The sequence below is a fragment of the Streptococcus parasanguinis genome (assembly GCF_016648855.1).
Classification (GTDB): domain Bacteria; phylum Bacillota; class Bacilli; order Lactobacillales; family Streptococcaceae; genus Streptococcus; species Streptococcus parasanguinis_L.
On record NZ_JACLQU010000007.1, the window covers coordinates 78,602 to 101,144 of the forward strand.

Consider the following 22,543-nt stretch of genomic DNA (forward strand, 5'->3'; position numbering starts at 1 on the left):
CTATAAAAAACTTCCCCAAGTTTCTACTTGAGGAAGTTCTTTTCGAAAGATTAGTCAATGTAGCGCAATTTGCCACGGAAGTCTTCCAGGCTTTGGTAGCCTTTTTCTTCCATGATGGCTTTGAGTTCCGCAGTGATGCGTTCAAAAGCCCCCACTCCTTCTTTATGAAGCGTAGTTCCGATTTGTACCATACTAGCCCCACATAGAATATGTTCAAAGGCATCACGACCGGTCAAGACACCACCAGTCCCTATAATCTGAATTTCTGGATTCAGGCGTTGGTAAAAGGCATGAACATTAGCAAGGGCAGTTGGTTTGACATACTCTCCACCAATCCCACCAAAGCCGTTCTTCGGACGAATTACCACGGATTCATCTTCAATGTAGAGACCATTCCCTACGGAATTGACACAATTGACAAACTTAAGCGGGTATTTGTTAAAGATCGCTGCTGCTTGATCAAAATGAACGATGTCAAAATAAGGGGGTAACTTGATACCTAGAGGTTTGGTGAAATAGGCAAAGACCTCTGACAAGATCCGATCAGTCGTATCAAAGTCATAAGCAATCTGAGGTTTCCCAGGGACATTAGGGCAAGAGAGGTTCAGTTCTGTCAAGCCTTTAAAGTCGCTGTCTTGCACCTTTTTCAAGATGGTATGGGTCTCTTCAGGAGACATGCCGACAAGAGATAAGAAGAAGGTCCGGTCAGGATCTATTTTTTGCAACTCCAATAAGTAATCCAAATAATAATCCAAGCCTTGGTTGGGAAGGCCCATCGAATTGATCGAACCAAGTGGCACATCATGATAGCGTGGCTCGGGATTTCCTGCACGGAATTCTAAGGTCGCTGTCTTGGTCACAAAAGTCCCAGCAGCTGAGTTTTTCACTTCCTCTAATTCCTCAGTAGTCATACAGGCTACACCCGCCGCATTCATCAGGCAGTTGTCAAATTCAAAACCAGCAATTTGCGTTTTTGTCGATACCATCTTGTACTCCTTTTTGAAACACCCATCAACAGAATCGTTCGGGATGCTCTCTATTTTCTTCTTTCATTATACCATCACTTGGAAGCTTCCGGACAAACAAAGCTAAAAATTCTTCCAAACATTCGGAGTTTCCTAGCCGCAATAAAATTTTCAGAAAATTCAACTTTTTTCTTTACAAGCCAAAAAAAGTCTGCTATAATGATCCATGTAATAAAACGTGACATTGTTTGTCAACTGTCTCAAAGCCATTCCCCTAGCGGGTTTGCTGGTTTTCGTTTCATTCACAAAGGAGAATTAACATGACAACTGCTAAAGAATATATCCAAAGCACTTTCGAAACTGTAAAAGCTCGTAACGGCCACGAAGCTGAATTCCTTCAAGCTGTTGAAGAGTTCCTCAGCACTTTGGAACCTGTTTTTGAAAAACATCCTGAATACATCGAAGAAAACATTTTGGCTCGTATTACAGAACCTGAACGCGTGATTTCTTTCCGTGTTCCTTGGGTTGACCGTGAAGGAAACATCCAAGTAAACCGTGGTTACCGTGTTCAATTCAACTCTGCTGTAGGTCCTTACAAAGGTGGTCTTCGTTTCCACCCAACTGTTAACCAAGGGATCTTGAAATTCCTCGGATTTGAACAAATCTTCAAAAACGTCTTGACTGGTCTTCCTATCGGTGGTGGTAAAGGTGGATCTGACTTCGATCCTAAAGGAAAAACAGACGCTGAAGTGATGCGTTTCTGCCAAAGCTTCATGACTGAATTGCAAAAACACATCGGTCCTTCTCTTGACGTCCCAGCTGGTGATATCGGGGTCGGTGGACGTGAAATCGGATACCTTTACGGTCAATACAAACGCCTTCGCCAATTTGATGCTGGTGTCTTGACTGGTAAACCTCTTGGTTTCGGTGGTAGCTTGATCCGTCCAGAAGCTACTGGTTATGGTTTGGTTTACTACACTGAAGAAATGCTCAAAGCCAACGGCGACAGCTTTGCTGGTAAGAAAGTCGTGATTTCAGGTTCTGGTAACGTTGCTCAATACGCTCTTCAAAAAGCAACTGAACTTGGTGCAACTGTTATCTCTGTATCTGACTCAAACGGTTACGTGATCGACGAAAACGGTATTGACTTCGACCTTCTTACAGACGTCAAAGAAAAACGTCGTGCACGTTTGACTGAATACGCTGCTGAAAAACCAACTGCTACTTACTACGAAGGTTCTGTATGGACTTATGCTGGTAACTATGACATCGCTCTTCCATGTGCAACTCAAAACGAAATCGATGGCGATGCTGCAAAACGTTTGGTCGCTCAAGGTGTGAAAGTTGTCTCTGAAGGAGCAAACATGCCAAGTAACATCGATGCCATCAACGTATACAAAGAAAATGGTATCCTTTACGGACCTGCTAAAGCAGCCAATGCTGGTGGGGTTGCTGTATCTGCTCTTGAAATGAGCCAAAACAGCCAACGTCTTTCATGGACACGCGAAGAAGTGGACGGACGTTTGAAAGACATCATGACCAACATCTTCAACACTGCTAAAACAACTGCAGAAACTTACGGTCTTGGTAAAGATTACCTTGCAGGTGCCAACATCGCTGCCTTTGAAAATGTCGCAAATGCGATGATTGCACAAGGTCTTGTATAATCAATCGATATTTTTCTTTGAGACCTTCGGGTCAAAGCCTCTCAACTCCTGAAACTAGTGTGTTTCAGGAGTTTTTTGTAGCTACTGATCTCTTTAAGGACAATTGGTCTCAAGGGAAGAAAGACATTTTTAAAGAAAGGAATCTTAACCATCATTAGTGATGAGAGATTTGAGCCATCTCTTTTTCTGTATCTTTTTCTAAAAAAATTTTATTTTTTTTACTTTACCCCCTTGCATTTTTAATAAATTAGTATTAAACTATAGCAAAAGGAGGTGCGCTTATGTTTCATTTTGCTCAAGACAAGTCAACTACCATTGAATTCCTTAAGTCTGAATTGATGCAACTGCTTTCTGATATGCGTCAGGAGATTGCAGCAAGCCGTCAAGCACAGACTTGTACTGCTTGCCAGCATATCCAACACTGCATTAACAAGATCCAAAGGGCAAAAAGTTCCGTAGCCCTAGCCCTTCCGATCGAATCATTGGATCTCGAAATCACTGCCCTATTGCGCAAGCAATTATTGATCTTACCACCTGAGGCTCGAAAGATTTGGGATCAGATTAAATATTTGGATGACAAATACTGCCACTTAAGATCGTAACATCGATTAAAATAGCTCAGAAAAATATTTCTGAGCTTTTTTACATGATTCCGTTATTTCCTGTTGGAAGGTTGATTCCTGCTTCCATCAAGGCATCATGATAGAGTTTACAGTAAGTATGATAAACAGTAACCTGTGTCCCATTTTGCGCGGTCATCGCAATACGGAAGGAATAGCGACCATTTTTTTCGATCTGTGGGCCTAAAATAGTAGGACCTGTCAACACTTCTGGGTGTTTGTCTTGTTCAGACTGATTGACCTGAGCGATGACCTGGTAGATCTTGTCAAGATCGGTATTCGCATCTAGCGGAATATCCACCAGCACGCGCATATCGCCGCGAGAGAGGTTGCTGACGACAGTGATATTGCGGTTTGGGACAAAGTGGAGAGTCCCGTCAAAATCACGTACTTGAGTTGTCCGAATTCCCACACTGCTAACGATGCCGGCAATATTAATAGAACCATTGGTAAGTCGGACATTGTCCCCCACATCCAGCTGGCGTTCTAAAAGGATAAAGAAACCATTGACCAAATCGGAAAGGAAGCCCTGGGCTCCCATCCCGATCGCCACCCCAGCAATCCCAGCACCAGCCAATAGACTAGAGACTGGAAGACCGAGGATCGACAAGATCCAGTAGATCAAGATAAAATACAAGCAGTAGTTCAAGAGACTCTCTACTAAACGGAGAATGGTTTTTTTACGGGCTTCATCCTGCACCGTATACTTAAAAGAAGGGGTTAATATCCGCTTGACCAGGCTATGGATGACCTTTTTAGCGATAAAAAATAAGAGAAAGACAAAAATCAGAGAGATGCATTTTGAAATTAGGTCATCAAAAATCTTTGTCCAGTCTATTTTACTGAAATAACGTTGGAAAGCTTGACTCATTTATTCGGGCCTTTCTAACAAAGAATAGTATGATTATATCAAATATTCGGAAATAAGGCTATTTTTTAAAAATTTCATTGCTATTACCCCCTAACTATCGTATAATATTCCTTAATTATTTTTTAAGGAGGCCTTACATGATTCATCGACTGATTACCACTTGGAATAAAACCAACCTTATGAAAAGAATCGCAATCGGAATTGTACTTGGTGTCGTTCTAGCACTTGTATTTCCGAAAGCAACTGGGATTGGACTCCTAGGAGAGTTCTTCGTTGGAGGGCTCCGTGCCATCGCACCCCTTCTGGTCTTTGCACTCGTCGCAAATGCTCTCTCCCAACACCAAAAAGGAACAGAGACCAATATGAAAAAGGTCATCGTCCTCTATCTCCTAGGAACCTTTGCAGCTGCCTTCGTCGCTGTTTTGATCAATTACATCTTCCCCATCACCATTACCCTGACTGGAAAGGCCGCTGAAGGATCCTCTCCAAACGGGATTGGCGAAGTGATTAGTAACCTCTTACTCAAGATCGTCGACAACCCGGTCAACGCCTTGCAGCAAGCCAACTACATTGGGATCCTTTCTTGGGCCACTGTCTTTGGGATCGCCATGAGAGAGGCCAGTGAACATAGTAAAGACCTCCTGCAAACCCTAGCAGATATCACTTCAAAAATTGTCGAGTGGATTATCAACCTAGCTCCATTTGGGATCTTGGGCTTAGTCTTCACGACCATCGCTGGCCAAGGACTCAGTGCCCTTAGTAACTACGGGATTCTCTTGGTAGTATTGGTGGGAACGATGGCTTTTGTCGCTCTGGTCATCAATCCATTGATCGTCTTTTTCATGATCCGCAAGAATCCCTATCCCCTTGTTTTTAAATGCCTTCGTGTCAGTGGGGTAACAGCCTTCTTCACCAGAAGTTCTGCAGCCAACATCCCTGTCAACATGCGTCTCTGTGAAGAATTGGGGCTGAATCCAGATACCTATTCTGTCTCCATTCCGCTTGGTTCAACCATTAACATGGCAGGCGCAGCCGTGACGATCAATATTTTGACGCTAGCTGCTGCCAATACTTTGCACATTCAGGTTGACTTTGGAACGGCGCTCATTCTGAGTGTCGTAGCGGCTATCTCTGCTTGTGGAGCATCTGGAGTTGCGGGAGGATCTCTCCTTCTCATCCCTGTTGCTTGTAGCCTCTTTGGCATCACCAACGATTTGGCCATGCAAGTCGTCAGTGTCGGCTTTATCATCGGGGTCATTCAAGACTCTTGTGAAACAGCCCTCAACTCTTCGACAGATGTGCTCTTCACTGCCATCGCAGAAATGAGCAGCTGGCCAAAAGAAAAACGCTATTAAAAGATCCTATCTCAAATAGACAAGAAAACCCAGACCTCGCGATCTGGGTTTTCTTATTTCTTAAAGTAGCGTTTACTTTCTTTGATAATGACTGGGGAGAGGGCTAAGAGCGCAATCAAGTTGGGCAGAGCCATAAGCCCATTGACGATATCCGCAATGACCCAGACCAGGTCTAACTTGAGGAAACCACCAAGTCCAACCATTAAGACAAAGAAAGCCCGGTAGAGGTTGATATGTTTGACACCAAATAGGAATTCGAAACACCGTTCTCCATAATAAGACCATCCAAGAATGGTCGTTGTCGCAAACAGCACCAAGCACAGCGTTAAGATAATACCTCCAACTGGGCCAAAGACACCTGTAAACGTATCCTGAGTCAAGGTGCTCGTGCTGCCCTTGGCCATCCACTCAGCTGAAACCAAGAGCGAAAGTCCTGTCAAACTACAGATGATAATGGTATCAATAAAGGTTCCTGTCATCGAGATCAAGCCCTGCTCGACAGGTTCATTGGTCTTCGCAGCAGCTGCTGCAATGGGAGCCGATCCAAGACCCGATTCATTGGAGAAGACACCACGCGCCACCCCTTTTTGGATGGCCATTTTGACCGTTGCTCCTGCAAAACCTCCTATGGTTGCAGTCCCTGTGAAGGCACCTGAAAAGACCGATTTTAAGGCTGGAAGCAATTGGTCCAGATGCAAGGCAATGATCGTGACAGTCGCAAAGATATAGGCAGCAGCCATAAAAGGAACCACTTTTTCAGAAACTTTCGAAATCCAGTGAATCCCACCAAAGATGATGGTAGAAACCACCAGAGCAATCACTACACTAGCCACTTCTGGAGCTGTTCCAAAACTGGCTTGGAGAGATCCCGTAATGGAATTAACCTGGGTCATGGTTCCGATCCCAAAGAGAGCCACCAGAACACCTGCAACCGCAAAGAAAATAGCCAGTGGTCGCCACTTCTCTCCCATCCCGTTAAGAATGTAGTACATGGGACCACCCGAGATGTGCCCATTGTCATCTTTGGTCCGATAACGAATAGCTAAGAGCCCTTCTGCATACTTAGTCGCCATTCCAAAGAAGGCTGCCATCCACATCCAAAAGAGGGCACCTGGGCCACCTGTCTGAATCGCTGTAGCCACCCCTACGATATTCCCTGTCCCTACAGTTGCCGCTAGGGCTGTCGCAAGGGCTCCGAAACTCGAGATATCCCCATGCCCCTCATCTTCTGTAAAGATCAGGCGGAAGGCTTTTGGAAGATAGCGTATCTGAAGCAAGCCCAAACGAAGGGTCAGGTAGATCCCTGTTCCTACCAAGAGCACCAAAAGTGGGGCGCCCCATACTAAATTATCGAGTTGCTGAAAAAATTGCAATACATGATCCATTCTCTGTCTCCTTTTTATCGACCGCTCGACAGAAATGAGAAAAAGAAAGAGTACATGTCAAACATGTACTCTGGTCCTGCTTAAAATAGGGGACTTTCCCTATTTTTCGCTCTGTCCTTTTACCTGAGAGTTTGAGTAGATGCATCCTCTACCTTGCCCCTTCGGTGCCATTTCTGGTCTCTCCAGAGTTCCGTCCATTCACAGTCACTCACGCTCCTGCAAACTTCATTCGGTCGTATGTAATTTTCTCTATTTTAATCGATTTTCAAAGCTTTGTCAACGATTCATGAAAATATCTTGCAAGTTTTCTGCAAACGCGCGGTTCTTAATCACTTAAGGAGAAGTGATTGGTCATGAGGTTGCTAGCATCGAGCAAAATCTTGTCCAAGAGTTGATCCGTCGCTTCTTGAATCTGATCACTCATGGCTTGGTTTTCCACCTCAAAATCGACGGTTTCACCTGCTGCAAGGGCACGATCGACTTTATTGATGCGTGCATGTCCCCAGGCCATTGTCGATTCTTGGTAATCATCTAGATCCCCAACATGGTGGGCATAGTGAGGATCTGCTAGTCCTGCAATAATCCGGTTAGCCCAGTAGAAGGAATCCGTTGTCACCTTAGCCGTCGTATTGGCAAAGTAATCTGGCGTTGTATTCACTTGGGTAAAGAAAGGAACGGCTGTATTGTAAGGCATGGAGCCATAAGAAATCCATTGGATGCCTGTCGTTTCTTGCGGTTTGTTGGGACGCAATTGCAGAATCGCTGTCTGGCTGGTCCGGTTGATCCCAATCGTTCGGAAAGTTCGCTGACTCACGTGGTCTCCTTCCGGTCCATAAGGATCGTAGATGGTATCTTGGTAGTGATTGCTCAAGACATATTTGACATCCTCAATCGTCACCTTGCGATAGGGTTTTTGACACCAAGGAATCTCAAAGCTCCGTGGATCCTGCTCAATTTCAGGATTAAGGAAACGCTGGATGGCCCAAGCCCGCGGTGTATTGTAGTGACGGTCCTTGTCTTTTTGGCTACCAAAGGCATAGCGTGGATTAAAACCTTTTCCTTCTTGATCCAGAATCAAATGGTGCTCTGTGACAAAATTTTCAAGATCTGGGTCACAGAGAAACTCGCCTGGATTTCCAAATTCAAAATAATCACTTCCCAGTTGGTTCGGGTTGGTCACATAGGCATCATCTGGAACACGGCGCGCCATCCAGTGGTGACCTCCGATGGTTTCCAACCACCAGATTTCATTCACATCTGAAATCGCAATCCCGTTAGATTCATAGGTTCCATACTCTTCTAAAATCTTTCCGAGACGCAAAACCCCTTCGCGGGCAGTCTTGACATAAGGCAAGGCCAAGGTCAGCATGTCTTCCTCACCGATGCCACTCTCTACAAGAGGATCTGCCCCTAGCACACGGCTATTGGTCGTAATGGTCTCTGTCTCACTCATAGCTACATTGTAGACATTGATCCCAGCTTCTCCCCAGATCCCGTCTTTAGGAATGGCATCTGGAACCGCTGTATAGCGAACTGGATTATCTGGTAAGTCGATTTCAAAAGTTGATAAAACCGACTTGTAATGACGCGGTTGATCTTCTGGTTTGACCACGATCAATTTCTTGGGCGTAAAAACGCCATTTTGAGAATCCTCTGTTCGTGCTACAATGGTCGAACCATCATAGCTAGCATTTTTTCCGACTAGAATCGTTGTACACGAATCTGCACTTTCACGTTTACGCATGCGTATCCTCCCAAATCATTCATTGCCTCTATTATAGCACTTTTAAAAGGGAGGACCTACTGAAAATCAGATTTAAAAGCGAATCCTTTTCAACAACTTTCAAATATTTTCATTTTATAAAATTTTAAAAAACCTAGCTGATAAACAGCTAGGTTTCGATTATCCTTTAAACGTGACAATGGTCGCGCCGCTTCCACCTGCATTTTGGGGGGCATATTCAAAACTTTTGACGTGTTTGTTGCGGCGAAGATACTTGGTCACCCCTTCACGGATGACACCAGTTCCAATCCCGTGGATGATATCGACTTGGGCCATGTTGTTGAGCAGGGCTTGATCGATAAAGCCATCTAGCTCTTGCATAGCCTCTTCATAGCGTTTTCCACGGAGGTCCAGACGTGCTCTCGGCCCACTCGTATTCGATCGTTTGACGACATTCACTTGGCGTTTCTTAGGTTGAGCCGCTTCTTTTTCAGCCTTGATGAGGTTGAATTCTTTTTCTTCCAAGGTCATCTTGATCAAGCCGACTTGCGCCTCCCAGCGACCATCTTTGAGTTGCTTGACCAGGGTTCCGCGTTGGCCATAGCTGATAACCAAGATTTCATCTCCCACCTTAGGAGCACGCGCCTTTTTGGCTTTTTTTAAGACCTTATTTTTAGAAAGGTCGACGGTCTCAGGCGCTAGTTTTTTCAATTGAGCCTTGGCCTCAATGATCTCATGTGGTTTTAACTGGGATTTAGCGTGAAGCCCTTGAAGGATACGGTCACTCTCTGAGAGGGCCAGGTCCACAATTTCCTTGGCCTCTTCTCTCGCCTTATTGAGCTCTGTTTCTCTCTCTCGGGTCAGTTCGTTATAGAGTTTTCGAAGAGCGCGATTGAATTTGAGATTTTCTTGTTCGACCTCTTGAATGGTATCCAAACGCTTGCGACTTTCTAAGGTCTGCGCCTCCAATTTTTCAATAATCTGATTGACATCATTATCCGTATTGGTCATCTTCATGGCATCCTGAATAATGGTCTCAGACAAGCCCAAACGGCGGGCGATCTCAAAGGCATTTGAGCGACCAGGAACTCCTTGCATGAAGCGATAGGTTGGACGCAGACTCGCTGTATCAAATTCCATACTGGCATTTTGCACTCCTGCAGTCTCAATCCCGTAGGCCTTGAGCTCTGGATAGTGGGTTGTCGCCATGGTCTTAATCCCACGTAAACGCAGGTCTTCTAGGATGGCAATAGCAAGGCCAGCCCCCTCTTGAGGATCGGTTCCAGCCCCCAACTCATCCAGAAGGATCAAGGAGGCGGTATCCACTTGATTCAAGATAGATACGATATTGGTCATATGACTGGAGAAGGTCGACAAGCTCTGCTCGATCGATTGTTCATCTCCAATATCTGCAAAGACCTGTGAGAAGATCCCCACACGACTACCTGGATCCGCTAGGATGGGAAGACCAGACTGGGCCATAATTTGCGCTAGTCCCAGCGTTTTTAGCATGATGGTTTTCCCCCCTGTATTGGGACCGGTAATCACGATTTCTGTCAAGTCCTCGGTAAAATGCAGGTCATTCGCGACGGCATTTTCAATCAAGGGATGACGCACTTGCAAGAGCTGAATGGAACGATTGCTACTTACCTCTGGTACCACTGCCTTACAATCGCGCATAAACCGATACTTGGCCTTGATCAAGTCTAAGTGACCAATAATCCAAGCGTTATTTGCAATCTCTGCTGCGTGAGGGCGTAGGGTGTCAGACAATTCCTCCAGAATCTGAATGATTTCATACCGTTCATCGGCTCGATGGTTGGCAATTTCTTCATTGAGATTGACGACTGCCCGAGGCTCGATATAAACGGTATTCCCGCTGGCTGAGATATCGTGGACCACCCCTGCAATCCGGTTGCGATAGGTGTTTTTTACGGGCAGAACATTGCCGCCATTCCGACTAGCAATCACAGCATCCGCTAACATATCGGCCTTGCTTTTCAGCAGGTCTTGGAGAATCTCTCTGACCTGGTGTTCATTTTCCTGGATTCGGCGACGAATTTTGGCCAATTTTTCGCTGGCAAAAGACTCGACAAAGCCTCCTTCGTTGATAGCTTGAAGCCCACCTTGTAGGCGTGGTAAATCCACCAAGTTGTCAAAGAGGCGATCAAGCCTTTCCAGACGGACATTTTCCAAGTTGTCGTAGAAATCCTTAAGTTCATGTGTCACCCGAAGGACAGCTTTTAGCGCTAGTAATTCATCGATATTGAGGGCTGCCTCCATCTCCAAACGCTTGGCCACTGGACGGACATCTTGAATGGTCGACACGGCAAAGCGAGGCTCTTCCAAGAGGATCTGCTCCATATCTTCTAGCTCCATAAAGGCCGTTTCGATGCTTTCTTTTTTATCAGTTGGAGTAAGGGCTGCTAGCTCCATCTCCCCTTGTTCTGTCTGTAGATAGGGTTCAAAGAGTTGCTTGACCTTGTCAAACTCCAGAATATCTAAGATTTTTTTATTCATGTTTCTCCTACAAAAAAAGTGAGCGTCCTTCCTTGAATCGGACTTGTCTCACTCCTTTCTTCATTTTTGCTCCTTAAGCTCCGATAATCGCAGTCACCCACAAGTTGTGGAACAGACTGGAACTGATCGGGGTATGAAGGATGATAAAGCGGATCAATCCACTTGCATTGAGTCTATTTTGGATGGAAGCCATGGGAACTGTTGAGAGGACAGTCAAGCCCATCTGGATGACCAAGAGAGTTATCACGACGGCGATCACACCCGCTCCAATTTGATACTTGCGATCCTCCAATTTTTCTGGCTGAGGTACCAAGTGCATAAAGATCCCAATCACACGACCAATCAGGTAGACCATCGCAAAAATCAATACATATGCTAAACCTGCATAAAAGATGTCATCTAATTGAAATAGGTAGCGGTTGGCATAAAAATAATTTACCGATTGCTGGGTGGGACTCGAAAAAGGAACCCATAGAGACAAAACCTTAGCCAGTCCCTTGTAGCTACCACCTGCAATCAAGAGGGCTACCAAGGTCACTAGAAAGTAATAGGATTGGAGGATGATGCCTCTTGCATAGCCAATATAAAAGCTCCATGCCAAAATCAATAAGATTAAGAAAGTTAACATGTATCTCCTCTTATTTGGATGATTTATCCTTTAAGTCGTCTAAAGCCTTGCGACGAAAAGCATCTAATTCTTTTTCTTTGTCATCAAACTCAATCTCGCGATTCAGTTGCATGGACAAACTATTTACTGCCAATAAGATCGCGATGGTTTCATCATCTGCCTCTGGCATTTGTTCCTTAATTGCTTGGTATTTTTCTTTCGCAACACGTTCGACTTCTTCCATAAACAAATTATCATGGTTGGTTGTTAAAGTGAGCGCTTTGTTTCCAAATGTAAATTTATATCTATTTAAGCTCGCCATAAAAATCACCTCACGGTATTATACCAAAAAAGGCTAGCTTTGTCAGTAGCAAAGCCCCTCTTCACAGGGATTTTCCAGTAGATTCTTTCTTTCTTTTTGCTCCCTCTCTCCCTGAATTTGTGGTACAATAGTGGTTATGGAAAGTATGACACTCACTCCAACACAGGAGCAAATCCTTGATTTTGTCCATACCTATCGCCGTTCTCTCTCTCAAAGCAAGAATCCTCATATGGATTATTTCTTTCGACTAGAGGGAGCGACCGTTTCGATCTACAAGTCTGGAAAAGTCTTGCTTCAGGGCAATGACCTTACTCCTTACCTGGCCTTTTTCGGGCAAGATGCTGGGAACCCTAAAGGTTCTACTACTTCATCTGCAGGACAAGATCTAGCCATGATCGGAACCGACGAGGTCGGAAACGGCTCTTATTTTGGTGGACTTACCGTCGTTGCATCCTTTGTCACACCTGACCAGCACGACTGGCTCAAAAAGCTCGGTGTTGGGGATTCAAAGACCTTGGATGATCGAAAAATTCAGCAATTGGCTCCTCTCCTTGAGGAAAACATCCAGCACCAAGCACTCTTATTATCTCCAAAGAAGTACAATGAAGTCATTGCTTCTGGCTACAATGCTGTTTCGGTCAAAGTGGCCCTGCACAACCAGGCTATCTATCTTCTATTAAATAAAGGAGTCCAAGCAGAGCGAATTGTGATCGATGCCTTTACGACGGCTAAAAACTACCAAAAATATGTGAAAGCTGAAAAAAATCAGGTCACCCAAGCCATTGAGTTGGAAGAAAAAGCAGAAGGTAAGTATTTAGCTGTTGCAGTTAGTTCCATCATCGCCCGCAATCTCTTCCTTCAAAATCTGGAAGATCTGGGTAAGGAACTTGGCTTTAATCTCCCTAGTGGAGCAGGGGCAAAGTCAGACCAAGTCGCTGCTAAATTGCTTCAGACCTACGGGATGAAAGCTCTGGATTATTGTGCCAAACTCCATTTTAAAAACACAGAAAAAGCAAAGAAATTACTAGAAAGATAAGTTATGTCAAAAAGAAGTTCAAAACAGTCATCTAGCTCACCAGTGGTGAGATTCCTTAAAGAATGGGGCCTCTTCAGTATTATTGTTGGTCTCATTATCGCCTCTCGCATCTACCTCTGGGCTCCGGTCAAGGTGGACGGCCATTCGATGGATCCAACCCTAGCAGATAGCGAGTATCTCCTTGTGGTCAACCACCTCTCGATTGATCGTTTCGACATTGTCGTTGCTAGTGAAAAAGACGACGACGGCAAAACCAAGGACATCGTCAAGCGGGTCATCGGTCTTCCTGGAGATACCATTCAGTACGACAACGATACCCTCTACATCAATGGAAAAAAGACCAATGAGCCCTATTTGAAAGACTACATCGCTCGTTTCAAAAAAGATAAATTGCAATCAACATACACTGGAAAAGGGTTCGAAGAAAACGGAGAACTCTTCCGCCAATTGGCCAATACAGCCCAAGCTTTTACAGTAGACAAGGATGGCAATCCTAAATTTACCTTGAAGTTGCTCGACGATGAATACCTCCTACTTGGAGATGACCGGATCGTTTCAAAAGATAGCCGTCAAGTCGGAGCTTTCAAGAAAGAACAAATCAAAGGACAAGCCGTCTTTAGACTATGGCCGATCTACCCTTTCAAAACTTATTAGTATAGATTAACAGACTGAGGCTGAGACAAGTATGTCCCAGCCTCGCTTTATAAAAAGGAAAGAAATGATGGAATATTATTTTTCTGGTACTATTGAGCGCATTATTTTTGAAAATCCTAGCAGTTTTTTTCGAATCCTCTTGCTCGACATCAGCGATACAGATGCCGAAGACTTTGATGATTTTGAGATTATTGTGACGGGCACCATGGCAGATATCATGGAAGGCGAAGACTACACCTTCTGGGGGGAGCTGGTCCATCATCCTAAATACGGAGAACAGCTCAAAATCAGTCGCTATGAACGTGCCAAACCCTCTAGCAAGGGCTTGGTGAAATATTTTTCCAGCGATCACTTTAAAGGAATTGGTCTCAAAACAGCCCAAAAAATCGTGGACCTCTATGGGGACGATACCATTGACAAAATTTTGGAGGCTCCTGAAAAATTAGAAGAAATCACAGGTCTCTCCAAGAAAAACCGCCTGGCTTTTGTAGAAAAACTCCGTCAGAATTACGGAACGGAGCGCATTCTCGCCCAACTAGCCAACTATGGCATTCCCAATAAATTGGCCTTTCAGATCCAGGATTTCTACAAGGAAGAAACCCTCCAGATCGTGGAGCAACAGCCCTACCGATTGGTGGAAGATATCCAAGGCATGGGCTTTAAAATCGCGGACCAACTAGCCGAAGAATTGGGGATTGCAAGTGATGCTCCTGAGCGTTTCCGCGCGGGCCTGATCCACAGCCTTTTTAGCTACTCTATCGAGACTGGAAATACCTACATCGAAGCCAAGGACCTCCTGCGCTATACCATTGACCTGTTAGAATCCGCTCGTCCAGTAGAATTGGATCCTTCCACTGTTGCCCAAGAATTAGGACGCCTCATCGAGGAAGACAAGGTCCAAAACGTGGACACCAAGATCTTTGACAACAGTCTTTTCTTTGCGGAGGAAGGGATTCGTAGTCATATCGGTCGATTATTGGAAAAAGGAAAGTCGACTTCATTTGACCCTGAGAAAATCAACCAGGCGATTGAGGAGGTTGAAAAAGATTTAGGGATTCGCTACGATGCGATTCAAAAAGAGGCGATTCACCAAGCTATCCAAAATAAGGTCTTTATCCTCACCGGGGGACCGGGGACAGGAAAGACCACTGTTATCAATGGGATGATCAGTGTCTATGCCCAACTCCACCATCTGGATCTTCGGAAGAAACAAGACCTGCCGATCCTCTTGGCTGCTCCAACGGGACGGGCAGCTAGACGCATGAATGAACTAACAGGACTTCCGAGCGCCACCATCCACCGCCATTTGGGGATGACAGGAGATGATGACACCAGCCACTTAGAGGACTATCTGGACGCAGACTTTATCATTGTGGACGAATTTTCCATGGTCGATACCTGGTTGGCTAATCAATTAGTCAGCAACATCGCAACCGATACCAAACTCTTGATTGTGGGAGATGCTGACCAATTACCATCCGTCAGTCCTGGACAGGTCCTAGCGGATCTCTTGCAGATCCCAAGCATCCCTCAGACCAAACTCGAACATATTTTCCGTCAGAGTGAAGATTCGACCATTGTCTCACTAGCAGGAGACATTCGCCAGGGCAAGCTTCCTCAAGATTTCACAGAACGAAAAGCCGACCGCTCTTATTTCGAAGCCGGAAGCGAACACATCCCTAAGATGATCGAACAGATCACCTCTGCTGCCCTTCGCAGTCAGATCCCGGCTCGAGATATCCAAGTCTTGGCACCTATGTACAAGGGCCAGGCCGGCATTGACAACATCAATACACTCATGCAAGACCTTCTCAATCCAGCTGTCAAAGACCAGGTCGTCTTTGACTCGCCAGACTGCCAATACCGCGATGGAGACAAGGTTATCCATCTGGTCAATGATGCAGAAAGCAATGTCTTTAATGGAGATATTGGCTACATTACCGATCTTCTCCCCGGAAAATATACAGAATCCAAGCAAGATGAATTGACTATCCAATTTGATGGCAATGAAATCGTCTACCCGCGCAATGAATGGTACAAGATTCGCTTAGCCTATGCGATGAGTATTCACAAATCGCAAGGAAGCGAATTTCCTGTGGTGATTTTACCCATTACCAATCAAAGCCACCGGATGTTGCAGCGTAATTTGATCTATACCGCCATCACGCGCTCTAAGAGCAAACTCATCCTCTTAGGAGAATACAGCGCCTTTGATTACGCCACTAAAAATACAGGTACAGCGCGCAAGACCTATTTGGTGGAGCGCTTCAAGGACCTGGACGGAGGCGAAGCCACCACAGACTATTCTTCATCCGTTGCAACGGCTTCTGCTACAGTCGAATCTGCACGAAGCAAGGAAGAAACTGTTGAAACAAAAGCAGAGACGTCTAAGCCTACTGTCTATCGACTAACAGAAGACAATCTCCACGCCATCTCGCCTATGATTGGACTAACAGAAGAAGAGATTGCAGCCTTCTTTGACGTCAAACAACCTAATTGATACCCCAAAAATTAAAATAATATATTTTTTAAGACTCATTCAAATACAACTGAAACTTTCCGCCGTGAGAAAAGTGCTAGAAACACTATGGTTTCTAGCACTCGGGAGTTTTGAAACTTTAGGTTCAAAACTAAGTCATGGAACTTCGTAGAAGTTCGCTGACGTCCGTACTCACCTAAGGAAAGTTTCTAAGATGACTTTGTCATCAATCTCAGACGACTAGTGAATAGACTAGTCGTCTTTTTCTTCCTCTACCAGAGACAGTTCAGTATGATCAACAAAGTTGGTCATGGTGACACCCAAGAGGCGGATTCCTGTATTTATCGATTCGATTTCTTGAAAAATGTGACGTGCTGAACGATTGATGCGCTCAGCATCTCGCGTTGGCTCCGTCAAGGTGATGCGCTTAGTCAAGGTGGTAAAGTCTCCATAGCGCACTTTTAAGACCAAGGTCTTTCCTTGCTTACCATGTTTTTCCAGCGATTGGGCCACCTTACTGGACAGATTGGCAATTTCTTCTAAAATATCATCTTCTGCATAAAGGAGCTTGCGGTAGGTCCGCTCTTTTCCAATCGACTTGCGGATGCGATGACTTTTGACAGGGCTATTGTGAATCCCTCGCGCCTTTCGAAAGAGATCATAGCCAAATCGCCCAAACCGATCAATCAAAGTCATCTCCGGGATGGCTAAAAGATCCGCGCCAGTATAGACACCCATCTCATGTAGTCTCTCTACTGTCTTCTTTCCTACTCCATGAAATTTGGCAATGTCCATTTGGCTCAGGAAATCCTCAGCGTCCTCCGGTAAGACCACCGTTAGGCCACGGGGTTTTTGGTAGTCACTTGCCATCTTGGCCAAAAATTTATTATAAGAAACACCCGCTGAAGCTGTGAGATGCAACTCTTCCCAGATAGCATGCTGAATCAAGCGGGCGATTTTGACAGCTGATTTGCTCTGGATTTTATTTTCCGTCACATCTAGATAGGCTTCATCAATACTCATGGGCTCGATTAGATCTGTATAACGCTTGAAAATCTCACGGACCTGCTCACCTACTTCTCGGTATTTCTCATAATTTCCAGAGATAAAAATGGCTTGAGGACAAAGGTCCAGCGCCTCTTTAGAGCTCATAGCTGAATGAATGCCATATTTCCTTGCTTCATAGTTACAAGTCGAGACAACACCTCTCCCTCCTGACTGACGAGGGTCCTGGCCAATCACGACAGGCTTGCCCTTCAAACTAGGGTTGTCTCTTTCTTCGACGGCAGCAAAAAATGCATCCATATCAATATGAATAATCTTGCGACTGGTATCATTCACTAATGGAAATATCAGCATTTTTCACCCTCCTTTCTTTCTATTATAGGAAGAAAATTTCAGAATTGCAAAAATCGGCTCTCCAGAAAACATGAAAATTGTTGAAAAACTTTGTTTGTTTTCAAAAATATAGTACAGTATCGCAGAGGATTTGAAACTGTATTACAAAAGAATCTGTTGTTTTTCGCAATTCGCCTTTGTGTAACCGATTTCTGTATGGTATACTACTATTGTAAGTGCAACAGATATAGTTGCTAGAAAGACAATAGAGGAAAATAAAAATGGTTGTTAAAACAGTCGTTGAAGCACAAGATATTTTTGACAAAGCCTGGGAAGGCTTCAAAGGTGAAGATTGGAAAGAAAAAGCAAGCGTTTCTCGCTTCGTTCAAGCTAACTACACACCATATGATGGAGATGAAAGCTTCCTAGCTGGTCCAACTGAACGTTCTCTTCACATCAAAAAAATTGTTGAAGAAACGAAAGCTCATTATGAAGAAACTCGTTTCCCATACGATAACCGTCCAACATCTATCGCTGATATCGCAGCTGGATATATCGATAAAGAAAACGAAGTCATCTTCGGTATCCAAAATGATGAATTGTTCAAATTGAACTTTATGCCTCGTGGTGGTATCCGTATGGCGGAAACTACTTTGAAAGAAAATGGATACGAACCAGATCCTGCAGTTCATGAAATCTTCACAAAATACGTTACAACTGTAAACGACGGTATCTTCCGCGCTTACACTTCTAACATCCGTCGTGCTCGTCACGCTCACACTGTAACTGGTCTTCCAGATGCTTACTCTCGTGGACGTATCATCGGGGTTTATGCTCGTTTGGCTCTTTACGGTGCTGACTACTTGATGGCTGAAAAAGCAAACGACTGGAACTCTATTACTGAAATCGATGAAGAATCAATCCGTCTTCGTGAAGAAGTAAACCTTCAATACCAAGCACTTCAAGAAGTTGTTAAATTGGGTGACCTTTATGGTGTAGACGTACGTCGTCCTGCCTTCGATACAAAAGAAGCGATCCAATGGACAAACATCGCCTTTATGGCTGTCTGCCGTGTCATCAACGGTGCTGCTACTTCTCTTGGACGTGTGCCAATCGTTTTGGATATCTACGCTGAACGTGACTTGGCTCGTGGTACTTACACTGAATCAGAAATCCAAGAATTCGTTGACGATTTCGTTATGAAATTGCGTACTGTTAAATTTGCTCGTACAAAAGCTTACGACCAATTGTACTCAGGTGACCCAACCTTCATCACAACCTCTATGGCTGGTATGGGTAACGACGGACGTCACCGTGTTACTAAGATGGACTACCGTTTCTTGAACACTTTGGACAACATCGGTAACTCTCCAGAACCAAACTTGACAGTTCTTTGGACTGACAAATTGCCATATAGCTTCCGTCGCTACTGTATGCACATGAGCCACAAACACTCTTCTATCCAATACGAAGGTGTTACAACAATGGCTAAAGACGGATACGGTGAAATGAGCTGTATCTCATGTTGTGTATCTCCACTTGACCCAGAAAACGAAGAACAACGCCACAACATCCAATACTTCGGCGCTCGTGTTAACGTCCTTAAAGCTCTTCTTACTGGTTTGAACGGTGGTTACGACGATGTTCATAAAGACTACAAAGTATTTGACATCGATCCTATCCGTGATGAAGTTCTTGAATTCGAATCTGTTAAAGCAAACTTTGAAAAATCTCTTGACTGGTTGACTGACACTTATGTAGATGCTTTGAACATCATCCACTACATGACTGATAAGTACAACTACGAAGCAGTTCAAATGGCCTTCTTGCCAACTCACCAACGCGCAAACATGGGATTCGGTATCTGTGGATTTGCCAACACTGTTGATACATTGTCAGCAATCAAATACGCTACTGTTAAACCAATCCGTGACGAAGATGGCTACATCTACGATTACGAAACAATCGGTGAATACCCACGTTGGGGTGAAGATGACCCACGTTCTAACGAATTGGCAGAATGGTTGATCGAAGCTTACACTACTCGTCTTCGCAGCCACAAACTTTACAAGAACGCTGAAGCAACTGTTTCACTTCTTACCATCACTTCTAACGTTGCTTACTCTAAACAAACTGGTAACTCACCAGTCCACAAAGGGGTATACCTCAACGAAGATGGTTCTGTGAACTTGTCTAAATTGGAATTCTTCTCACCAGGTGCTAACCCATCTAACAAAGCTAAAGGTGGATGGTTGCAAAACTTGAACTCACTTGCTAGCCTTGACTTTGGTTACGCAGCTGATGGTATCTCACTCACTACTCAAGTATCACCACGTGCTCTTGGTAAAACTCGTGACGAACAAGTTGATAACTTGGTAACCATCCTTGATGGATACTTCGAAAACGGTGGACAACACTGTAACTTGAACGTTATGGACTTGAACGATGTTTACGAAAAGATCATGTCAGGTGAAGACGTTATCGTTCGTATCTCTGGATACTGTGTAAACACTAAATACCTCACTCCAGAACAAAAAACTGAATTGACACAACGTGTCTTCCACGAAGTTCTTTCAATGGATGATGCCTTGAACTAAGATTCAAATAGGTCTTAAAAACCAGTCGGAAACGGCTGGTTTTTTCATCCCCATCGCAAGAGTATTCTGAATTTTGAAAGAGTTTAAGAGCCTACTATATAGGGTTTGACAGCGCTTTCTCCAAGTGTTATAGTAGAGCTGTAAATAATATAGAAGGGGTGATCCTATGTTTTTAACATTTATTTTCGCTATTATTTGGCTCTTTATCCTGATTGCACTGATCTTTTTAGCAACCCTTCTCGTCCAGGACAGCACCGTGCAGCACCACCACCCGAGTTAGCGAATGATAAGCCTAAACAATAGCTATTCTAAACGAATTCAGAAAGGATAAGAAACAAACTAGAATTGTCAGATTTTAGTTCTGTCTCTCGTCCTTTTTTGCTATAATAGAAACAGATTATTTAGTAAGAAGGAAATTATGGAAGAGTCAAAACAGATCAACCAAGTGATCGACGTCCTGATGTTAGCTGGAACCCTCCTGATAGAGAGCGGTTCTGAGATTCACCGGGTCGAAGATACCATGATCCGGATCGCCCATTCACAGGGAATCGTCGATTGCAATGTTTTAGCGATGCCAGTCGCTATTTTCTTTTCAATTGAGAATGCCAATGTCACACGCATGAAACGGATCTTGCGGACCAATTACAATATCGAGAAGGTCTGTGACGTCAATCAGATCTCTCGTCAACTTGTCTCTGGAGAGATAGATCTCGAGCAAGCCTACCAGGCCTTGAGAGAATTGAAAAATAAGCGCGTTCCTTATACTAATCTCCAGTTGACCATTGCAGCAACTCTCAGTGCGCCTTTCTTCTCCATCATGTTTGGAGGAAATTTCTATGATGCGATTGGAGCGGGTATTGCGACTGTCTTTGCCTTTGCTTTTTCTCTTGTCGTTGAGAAATACGTTCGCATTCCTTTTGTCACTGCCTTTGCGGCCGCCTTTGTCTTTGGTTTTTTGGCCCATATCTGGACGCGCTATAGTGGTTTTCCTTCCAATACCGATCTCATTATCGCAGGCTGTGTCATGCCCTTCGTTCCTGGAATCGCTATGACCAATGCCGTCCGAGATCTGATGAATTACCACCTCAACTCTGGGATGAGCAAACTCTTTGAGACTCTCCTCATTACTCTTGCACTTGGTGCCGGTACAACGGTCGCCCTCGTCCTTATGAAATAAAATCATGAACCTAACTGAATTTTTAATCCAAGCGGTGGCCAGTTTGATTGCCATCATCACCTTTTTAATCGTCCTAAATGTGCAGCGCTCCATGTTGATTCCTGGAGGAATCCTCGGGATGGGCATCTGGCTACTATACTATATTCTAAAAGGCCCTACCAATGTCATCGTAGCAACCTTTATCGCCGCCATTGTCGGCTCCTGTATCAGTCAGATTTTAAGTATCATTCTCAAGACGCCTGTCGTGGTCTTTATGTTGTCCATTCTCGCACCCTTGGTTCCTGGATATATTTCCTATCGAACCACTTCCTTCTTTGTCAGTGGGCAATATCGCCAAGCAGTAACCAGCGTGACCCTGGTGGTTATTCTGGCCTTGGTGATCTCCATCGGGATGGCTAGTGGATCTGTCGTTTTGAAACTCTACCATTCTTACCAACGCCATCAAAAAAGAAAAATGACCAATGCCAACTAGCATTGGTTGTGTTGGTGACAAAGTCTTCTTAAAAACTTTCCTTAGGTCCAAAACTCCCGAGTGCTAGAAACAATAGTGTTTCTAGCACTTTTCTCACGGCGGAAAGTTTTTGTATTTTCTTGATTCATTTTAACAATTGGAACTCATTTTTATTTTTTGAAGAAAACTAAAAGTTTATGTACAATTGACTAAACTAAAGCTAAACCATTGATACAACTGAATTAGAAGCATAAAGTACATTCTTTAAAAAGTGTACTTTATTTTTGTTTTGTAAATTATTCTGAAACTACTTTCACATATTAAAAATTGAATCTAAATTGCTGTAGGCCTATAATAAAGATAGGAATAATAAGAATTCTTCCTAGAAAGGAGTATACTGTATCATATGTGACAGTATTATAAATGAATCATGAAAAAAATAATTACTATAGTACAGTGCATTTTGTTCCTCGTGTCTCCTTACATAGCTAGAGAACTATGCTTGATGAGTAAAAATCTGGTGGATAATATGTTCCTCACATTCTTTATCATGCTAACAATTTCTTTTTGGCTTGGTATTTGGAAGTTAGGAGATCTTGCGGGAAATCCAAAATAGAAAGTAATAAGTTGTGCTAGAGATGAAATTTCTATTTATTTTAATTATTTTTATACCTTATTTATTTTATTTTATATGGAAGTATAAGCCTAAACAAAAAAATAAGTCCTTTTGCTATCTTTATAAGTTTTACATGATTTACTTGTGGTTTATCCTCATA

17 protein-coding genes and 1 riboswitch are annotated in these 22,543 nt (G+C 43.9%); of the genes, 9 read left to right on the forward strand and 8 right to left on the reverse strand.

Going from position 1 to position 22,543, the window contains the following annotated elements:
* Positions 1-50: 50 nt before the first annotated feature.
* Positions 51-986 (reverse strand): dihydroorotate oxidase, encoded by a 936-nt coding sequence (locus H7T92_RS05895; RefSeq protein ID WP_201037318.1) that lies wholly within the window; start codon positions 984-986, stop codon positions 51-53.
* A gap of 299 nt (positions 987-1,285) precedes the next feature.
* On the opposite strand from H7T92_RS05895, the gene gdhA reads away from it, so the two are divergent.
* Positions 1,286-2,632 carry an NADP-specific glutamate dehydrogenase gene (gene gdhA / locus H7T92_RS05900; RefSeq protein WP_003004977.1) on the forward strand — a complete coding sequence of 449 codons (1,347 nt, stop codon included), beginning with the start codon at positions 1,286-1,288 and terminating at the stop codon, positions 2,630-2,632.
* Between the two features lie 281 nt (positions 2,633-2,913).
* Positions 2,914-3,234 (forward strand): hypothetical protein, encoded by a 321-nt coding sequence (locus H7T92_RS05905; RefSeq protein WP_201037319.1) that lies wholly within the window; start codon positions 2,914-2,916, stop codon positions 3,232-3,234.
* A 40-nt stretch (positions 3,235-3,274) separates the two neighbouring features.
* Here H7T92_RS05905 and H7T92_RS05910 read toward each other — a convergent pair whose 3' ends face one another.
* Complete coding sequence (locus H7T92_RS05910; protein ID WP_201037320.1) at positions 3,275-4,123, reverse strand: mechanosensitive ion channel family protein; 849 nt, start codon at positions 4,121-4,123, stop codon at positions 3,275-3,277.
* A 137-nt stretch (positions 4,124-4,260) separates the two neighbouring features.
* Between H7T92_RS05910 and sstT the strand changes: the two genes are divergently transcribed.
* The gene (sstT, locus tag H7T92_RS05915; protein WP_201037321.1) at positions 4,261-5,478 is read left to right on the forward strand and encodes a serine/threonine transporter SstT; all 1,218 of its coding nucleotides are present in this window, start codon (positions 4,261-4,263) and stop codon (positions 5,476-5,478) included.
* 53 nt (positions 5,479-5,531) lie between these two features.
* Here sstT and H7T92_RS05920 read toward each other — a convergent pair whose 3' ends face one another.
* From H7T92_RS05920 to H7T92_RS05940, 5 genes are all read right to left on the reverse strand, one after another.
* Positions 5,532-6,863, reverse strand: coding sequence for an alanine/glycine:cation symporter family protein (locus H7T92_RS05920; RefSeq protein WP_201037322.1), 1,332 nt, complete (start codon positions 6,861-6,863; stop codon positions 5,532-5,534).
* Between the two features lie 101 nt (positions 6,864-6,964).
* Positions 6,965-7,059: riboswitch (glycine riboswitch) on the reverse strand.
* A 129-nt stretch (positions 7,060-7,188) separates the two neighbouring features.
* The gene (locus H7T92_RS05925; protein ID WP_201037323.1) at positions 7,189-8,607 is read right to left on the reverse strand and encodes a C69 family dipeptidase; all 1,419 of its coding nucleotides are present in this window, start codon (positions 8,605-8,607) and stop codon (positions 7,189-7,191) included.
* Positions 8,608-8,766: 159 nt separating this feature from the next.
* A complete protein-coding gene (locus H7T92_RS05930) occupies positions 8,767-11,106 on the reverse strand; it encodes an endonuclease MutS2 (protein ID WP_201037324.1) in 2,340 nt (779 codons plus the stop codon).
* Between the two features lie 73 nt (positions 11,107-11,179).
* Entirely contained in the window at positions 11,180-11,734 is a 555-nt protein-coding gene (locus H7T92_RS05935; RefSeq protein ID WP_003008795.1) for a CvpA family protein, read from the reverse strand.
* A 10-nt stretch (positions 11,735-11,744) separates the two neighbouring features.
* A complete protein-coding gene (locus H7T92_RS05940; protein WP_070506075.1) occupies positions 11,745-12,035 on the reverse strand; it encodes a hypothetical protein in 291 nt (96 codons plus the stop codon).
* Positions 12,036-12,171: 136 nt separating this feature from the next.
* Here H7T92_RS05940 and rnhC point away from each other — a divergent pair, with 136 nt between their 5' ends.
* From rnhC to recD2, 3 genes are all read left to right on the forward strand, one after another.
* Positions 12,172-13,071: a ribonuclease HIII gene (rnhC, locus tag H7T92_RS05945; RefSeq protein ID WP_129299446.1), complete on the forward strand. Its 900-nt coding sequence runs from the start codon at positions 12,172-12,174 to the stop codon at positions 13,069-13,071.
* 3 nt (positions 13,072-13,074) lie between these two features.
* A complete protein-coding gene (gene lepB / locus H7T92_RS05950) occupies positions 13,075-13,725 on the forward strand; it encodes a signal peptidase I (RefSeq protein WP_070590042.1) in 651 nt (216 codons plus the stop codon).
* 67 nt (positions 13,726-13,792) lie between these two features.
* Positions 13,793-16,225 (forward strand): SF1B family DNA helicase RecD2, encoded by a 2,433-nt coding sequence (gene recD2, locus H7T92_RS05955; protein WP_201037328.1) that lies wholly within the window; start codon positions 13,793-13,795, stop codon positions 16,223-16,225.
* A gap of 231 nt (positions 16,226-16,456) precedes the next feature.
* On the opposite strand, the gene dinB is transcribed toward recD2, so the two are convergent.
* Positions 16,457-17,563 (reverse strand): DNA polymerase IV, encoded by a 1,107-nt coding sequence (dinB, locus tag H7T92_RS05960; RefSeq protein WP_201037325.1) that lies wholly within the window; start codon positions 17,561-17,563, stop codon positions 16,457-16,459.
* A gap of 260 nt (positions 17,564-17,823) precedes the next feature.
* On the opposite strand from dinB, the gene pflB reads away from it, so the two are divergent.
* From pflB to H7T92_RS05975, 3 genes are all read left to right on the forward strand, one after another.
* Complete coding sequence (pflB, locus tag H7T92_RS05965; RefSeq protein ID WP_201037326.1) at positions 17,824-20,139, forward strand: formate C-acetyltransferase; 2,316 nt, start codon at positions 17,824-17,826, stop codon at positions 20,137-20,139.
* Between the two features lie 418 nt (positions 20,140-20,557).
* On the forward strand, positions 20,558-21,316 hold the full coding sequence (locus tag H7T92_RS05970; protein ID WP_201037327.1) for a threonine/serine exporter family protein: 759 nt from the start codon (positions 20,558-20,560) through the stop codon (positions 21,314-21,316).
* A 4-nt stretch (positions 21,317-21,320) separates the two neighbouring features.
* Positions 21,321-21,788: a threonine/serine exporter family protein gene (locus H7T92_RS05975; protein ID WP_003005049.1), complete on the forward strand. Its 468-nt coding sequence runs from the start codon at positions 21,321-21,323 to the stop codon at positions 21,786-21,788.
* The last annotated feature ends 755 nt before the right edge of the window (positions 21,789-22,543 follow it).

Coding starts and splice junctions, on each gene's coding strand:
- H7T92_RS05895 (WP_201037318.1), bottom strand. CDS start 986: ATGGTATCGACAAAAACGCAAATTGCTGGTTTTGAATTTGACAACTGC.
- gdhA (WP_003004977.1), top strand. CDS start 1,286: ATGACAACTGCTAAAGAATATATCCAAAGCACTTTCGAAACTGTAAAA.
- H7T92_RS05905 (WP_201037319.1), top strand. CDS start 2,914: ATGTTTCATTTTGCTCAAGACAAGTCAACTACCATTGAATTCCTTAAG.
- H7T92_RS05910 (WP_201037320.1), bottom strand. CDS start 4,123: ATGAGTCAAGCTTTCCAACGTTATTTCAGTAAAATAGACTGGACAAAG.
- sstT (WP_201037321.1), top strand. CDS start 4,261: ATGATTCATCGACTGATTACCACTTGGAATAAAACCAACCTTATGAAA.
- H7T92_RS05920 (WP_201037322.1), bottom strand. CDS start 6,863: ATGGATCATGTATTGCAATTTTTTCAGCAACTCGATAATTTAGTATGG.
- H7T92_RS05925 (WP_201037323.1), bottom strand. CDS start 8,607: ATGCGTAAACGTGAAAGTGCAGATTCGTGTACAACGATTCTAGTCGGA.
- H7T92_RS05930 (WP_201037324.1), bottom strand. CDS start 11,106: ATGAATAAAAAAATCTTAGATATTCTGGAGTTTGACAAGGTCAAGCAA.
- H7T92_RS05935 (WP_003008795.1), bottom strand. CDS start 11,734: ATGTTAACTTTCTTAATCTTATTGATTTTGGCATGGAGCTTTTATATT.
- H7T92_RS05940 (WP_070506075.1), bottom strand. CDS start 12,035: ATGGCGAGCTTAAATAGATATAAATTTACATTTGGAAACAAAGCGCTC.
- rnhC (WP_129299446.1), top strand. CDS start 12,172: ATGGAAAGTATGACACTCACTCCAACACAGGAGCAAATCCTTGATTTT.
- lepB (WP_070590042.1), top strand. CDS start 13,075: ATGTCAAAAAGAAGTTCAAAACAGTCATCTAGCTCACCAGTGGTGAGA.
- recD2 (WP_201037328.1), top strand. CDS start 13,793: ATGGAATATTATTTTTCTGGTACTATTGAGCGCATTATTTTTGAAAAT.
- dinB (WP_201037325.1), bottom strand. CDS start 17,563: ATGCTGATATTTCCATTAGTGAATGATACCAGTCGCAAGATTATTCAT.
- pflB (WP_201037326.1), top strand. CDS start 17,824: ATGGTTGTTAAAACAGTCGTTGAAGCACAAGATATTTTTGACAAAGCC.
- H7T92_RS05970 (WP_201037327.1), top strand. CDS start 20,558: ATGGAAGAGTCAAAACAGATCAACCAAGTGATCGACGTCCTGATGTTA.
- H7T92_RS05975 (WP_003005049.1), top strand. CDS start 21,321: ATGAACCTAACTGAATTTTTAATCCAAGCGGTGGCCAGTTTGATTGCC.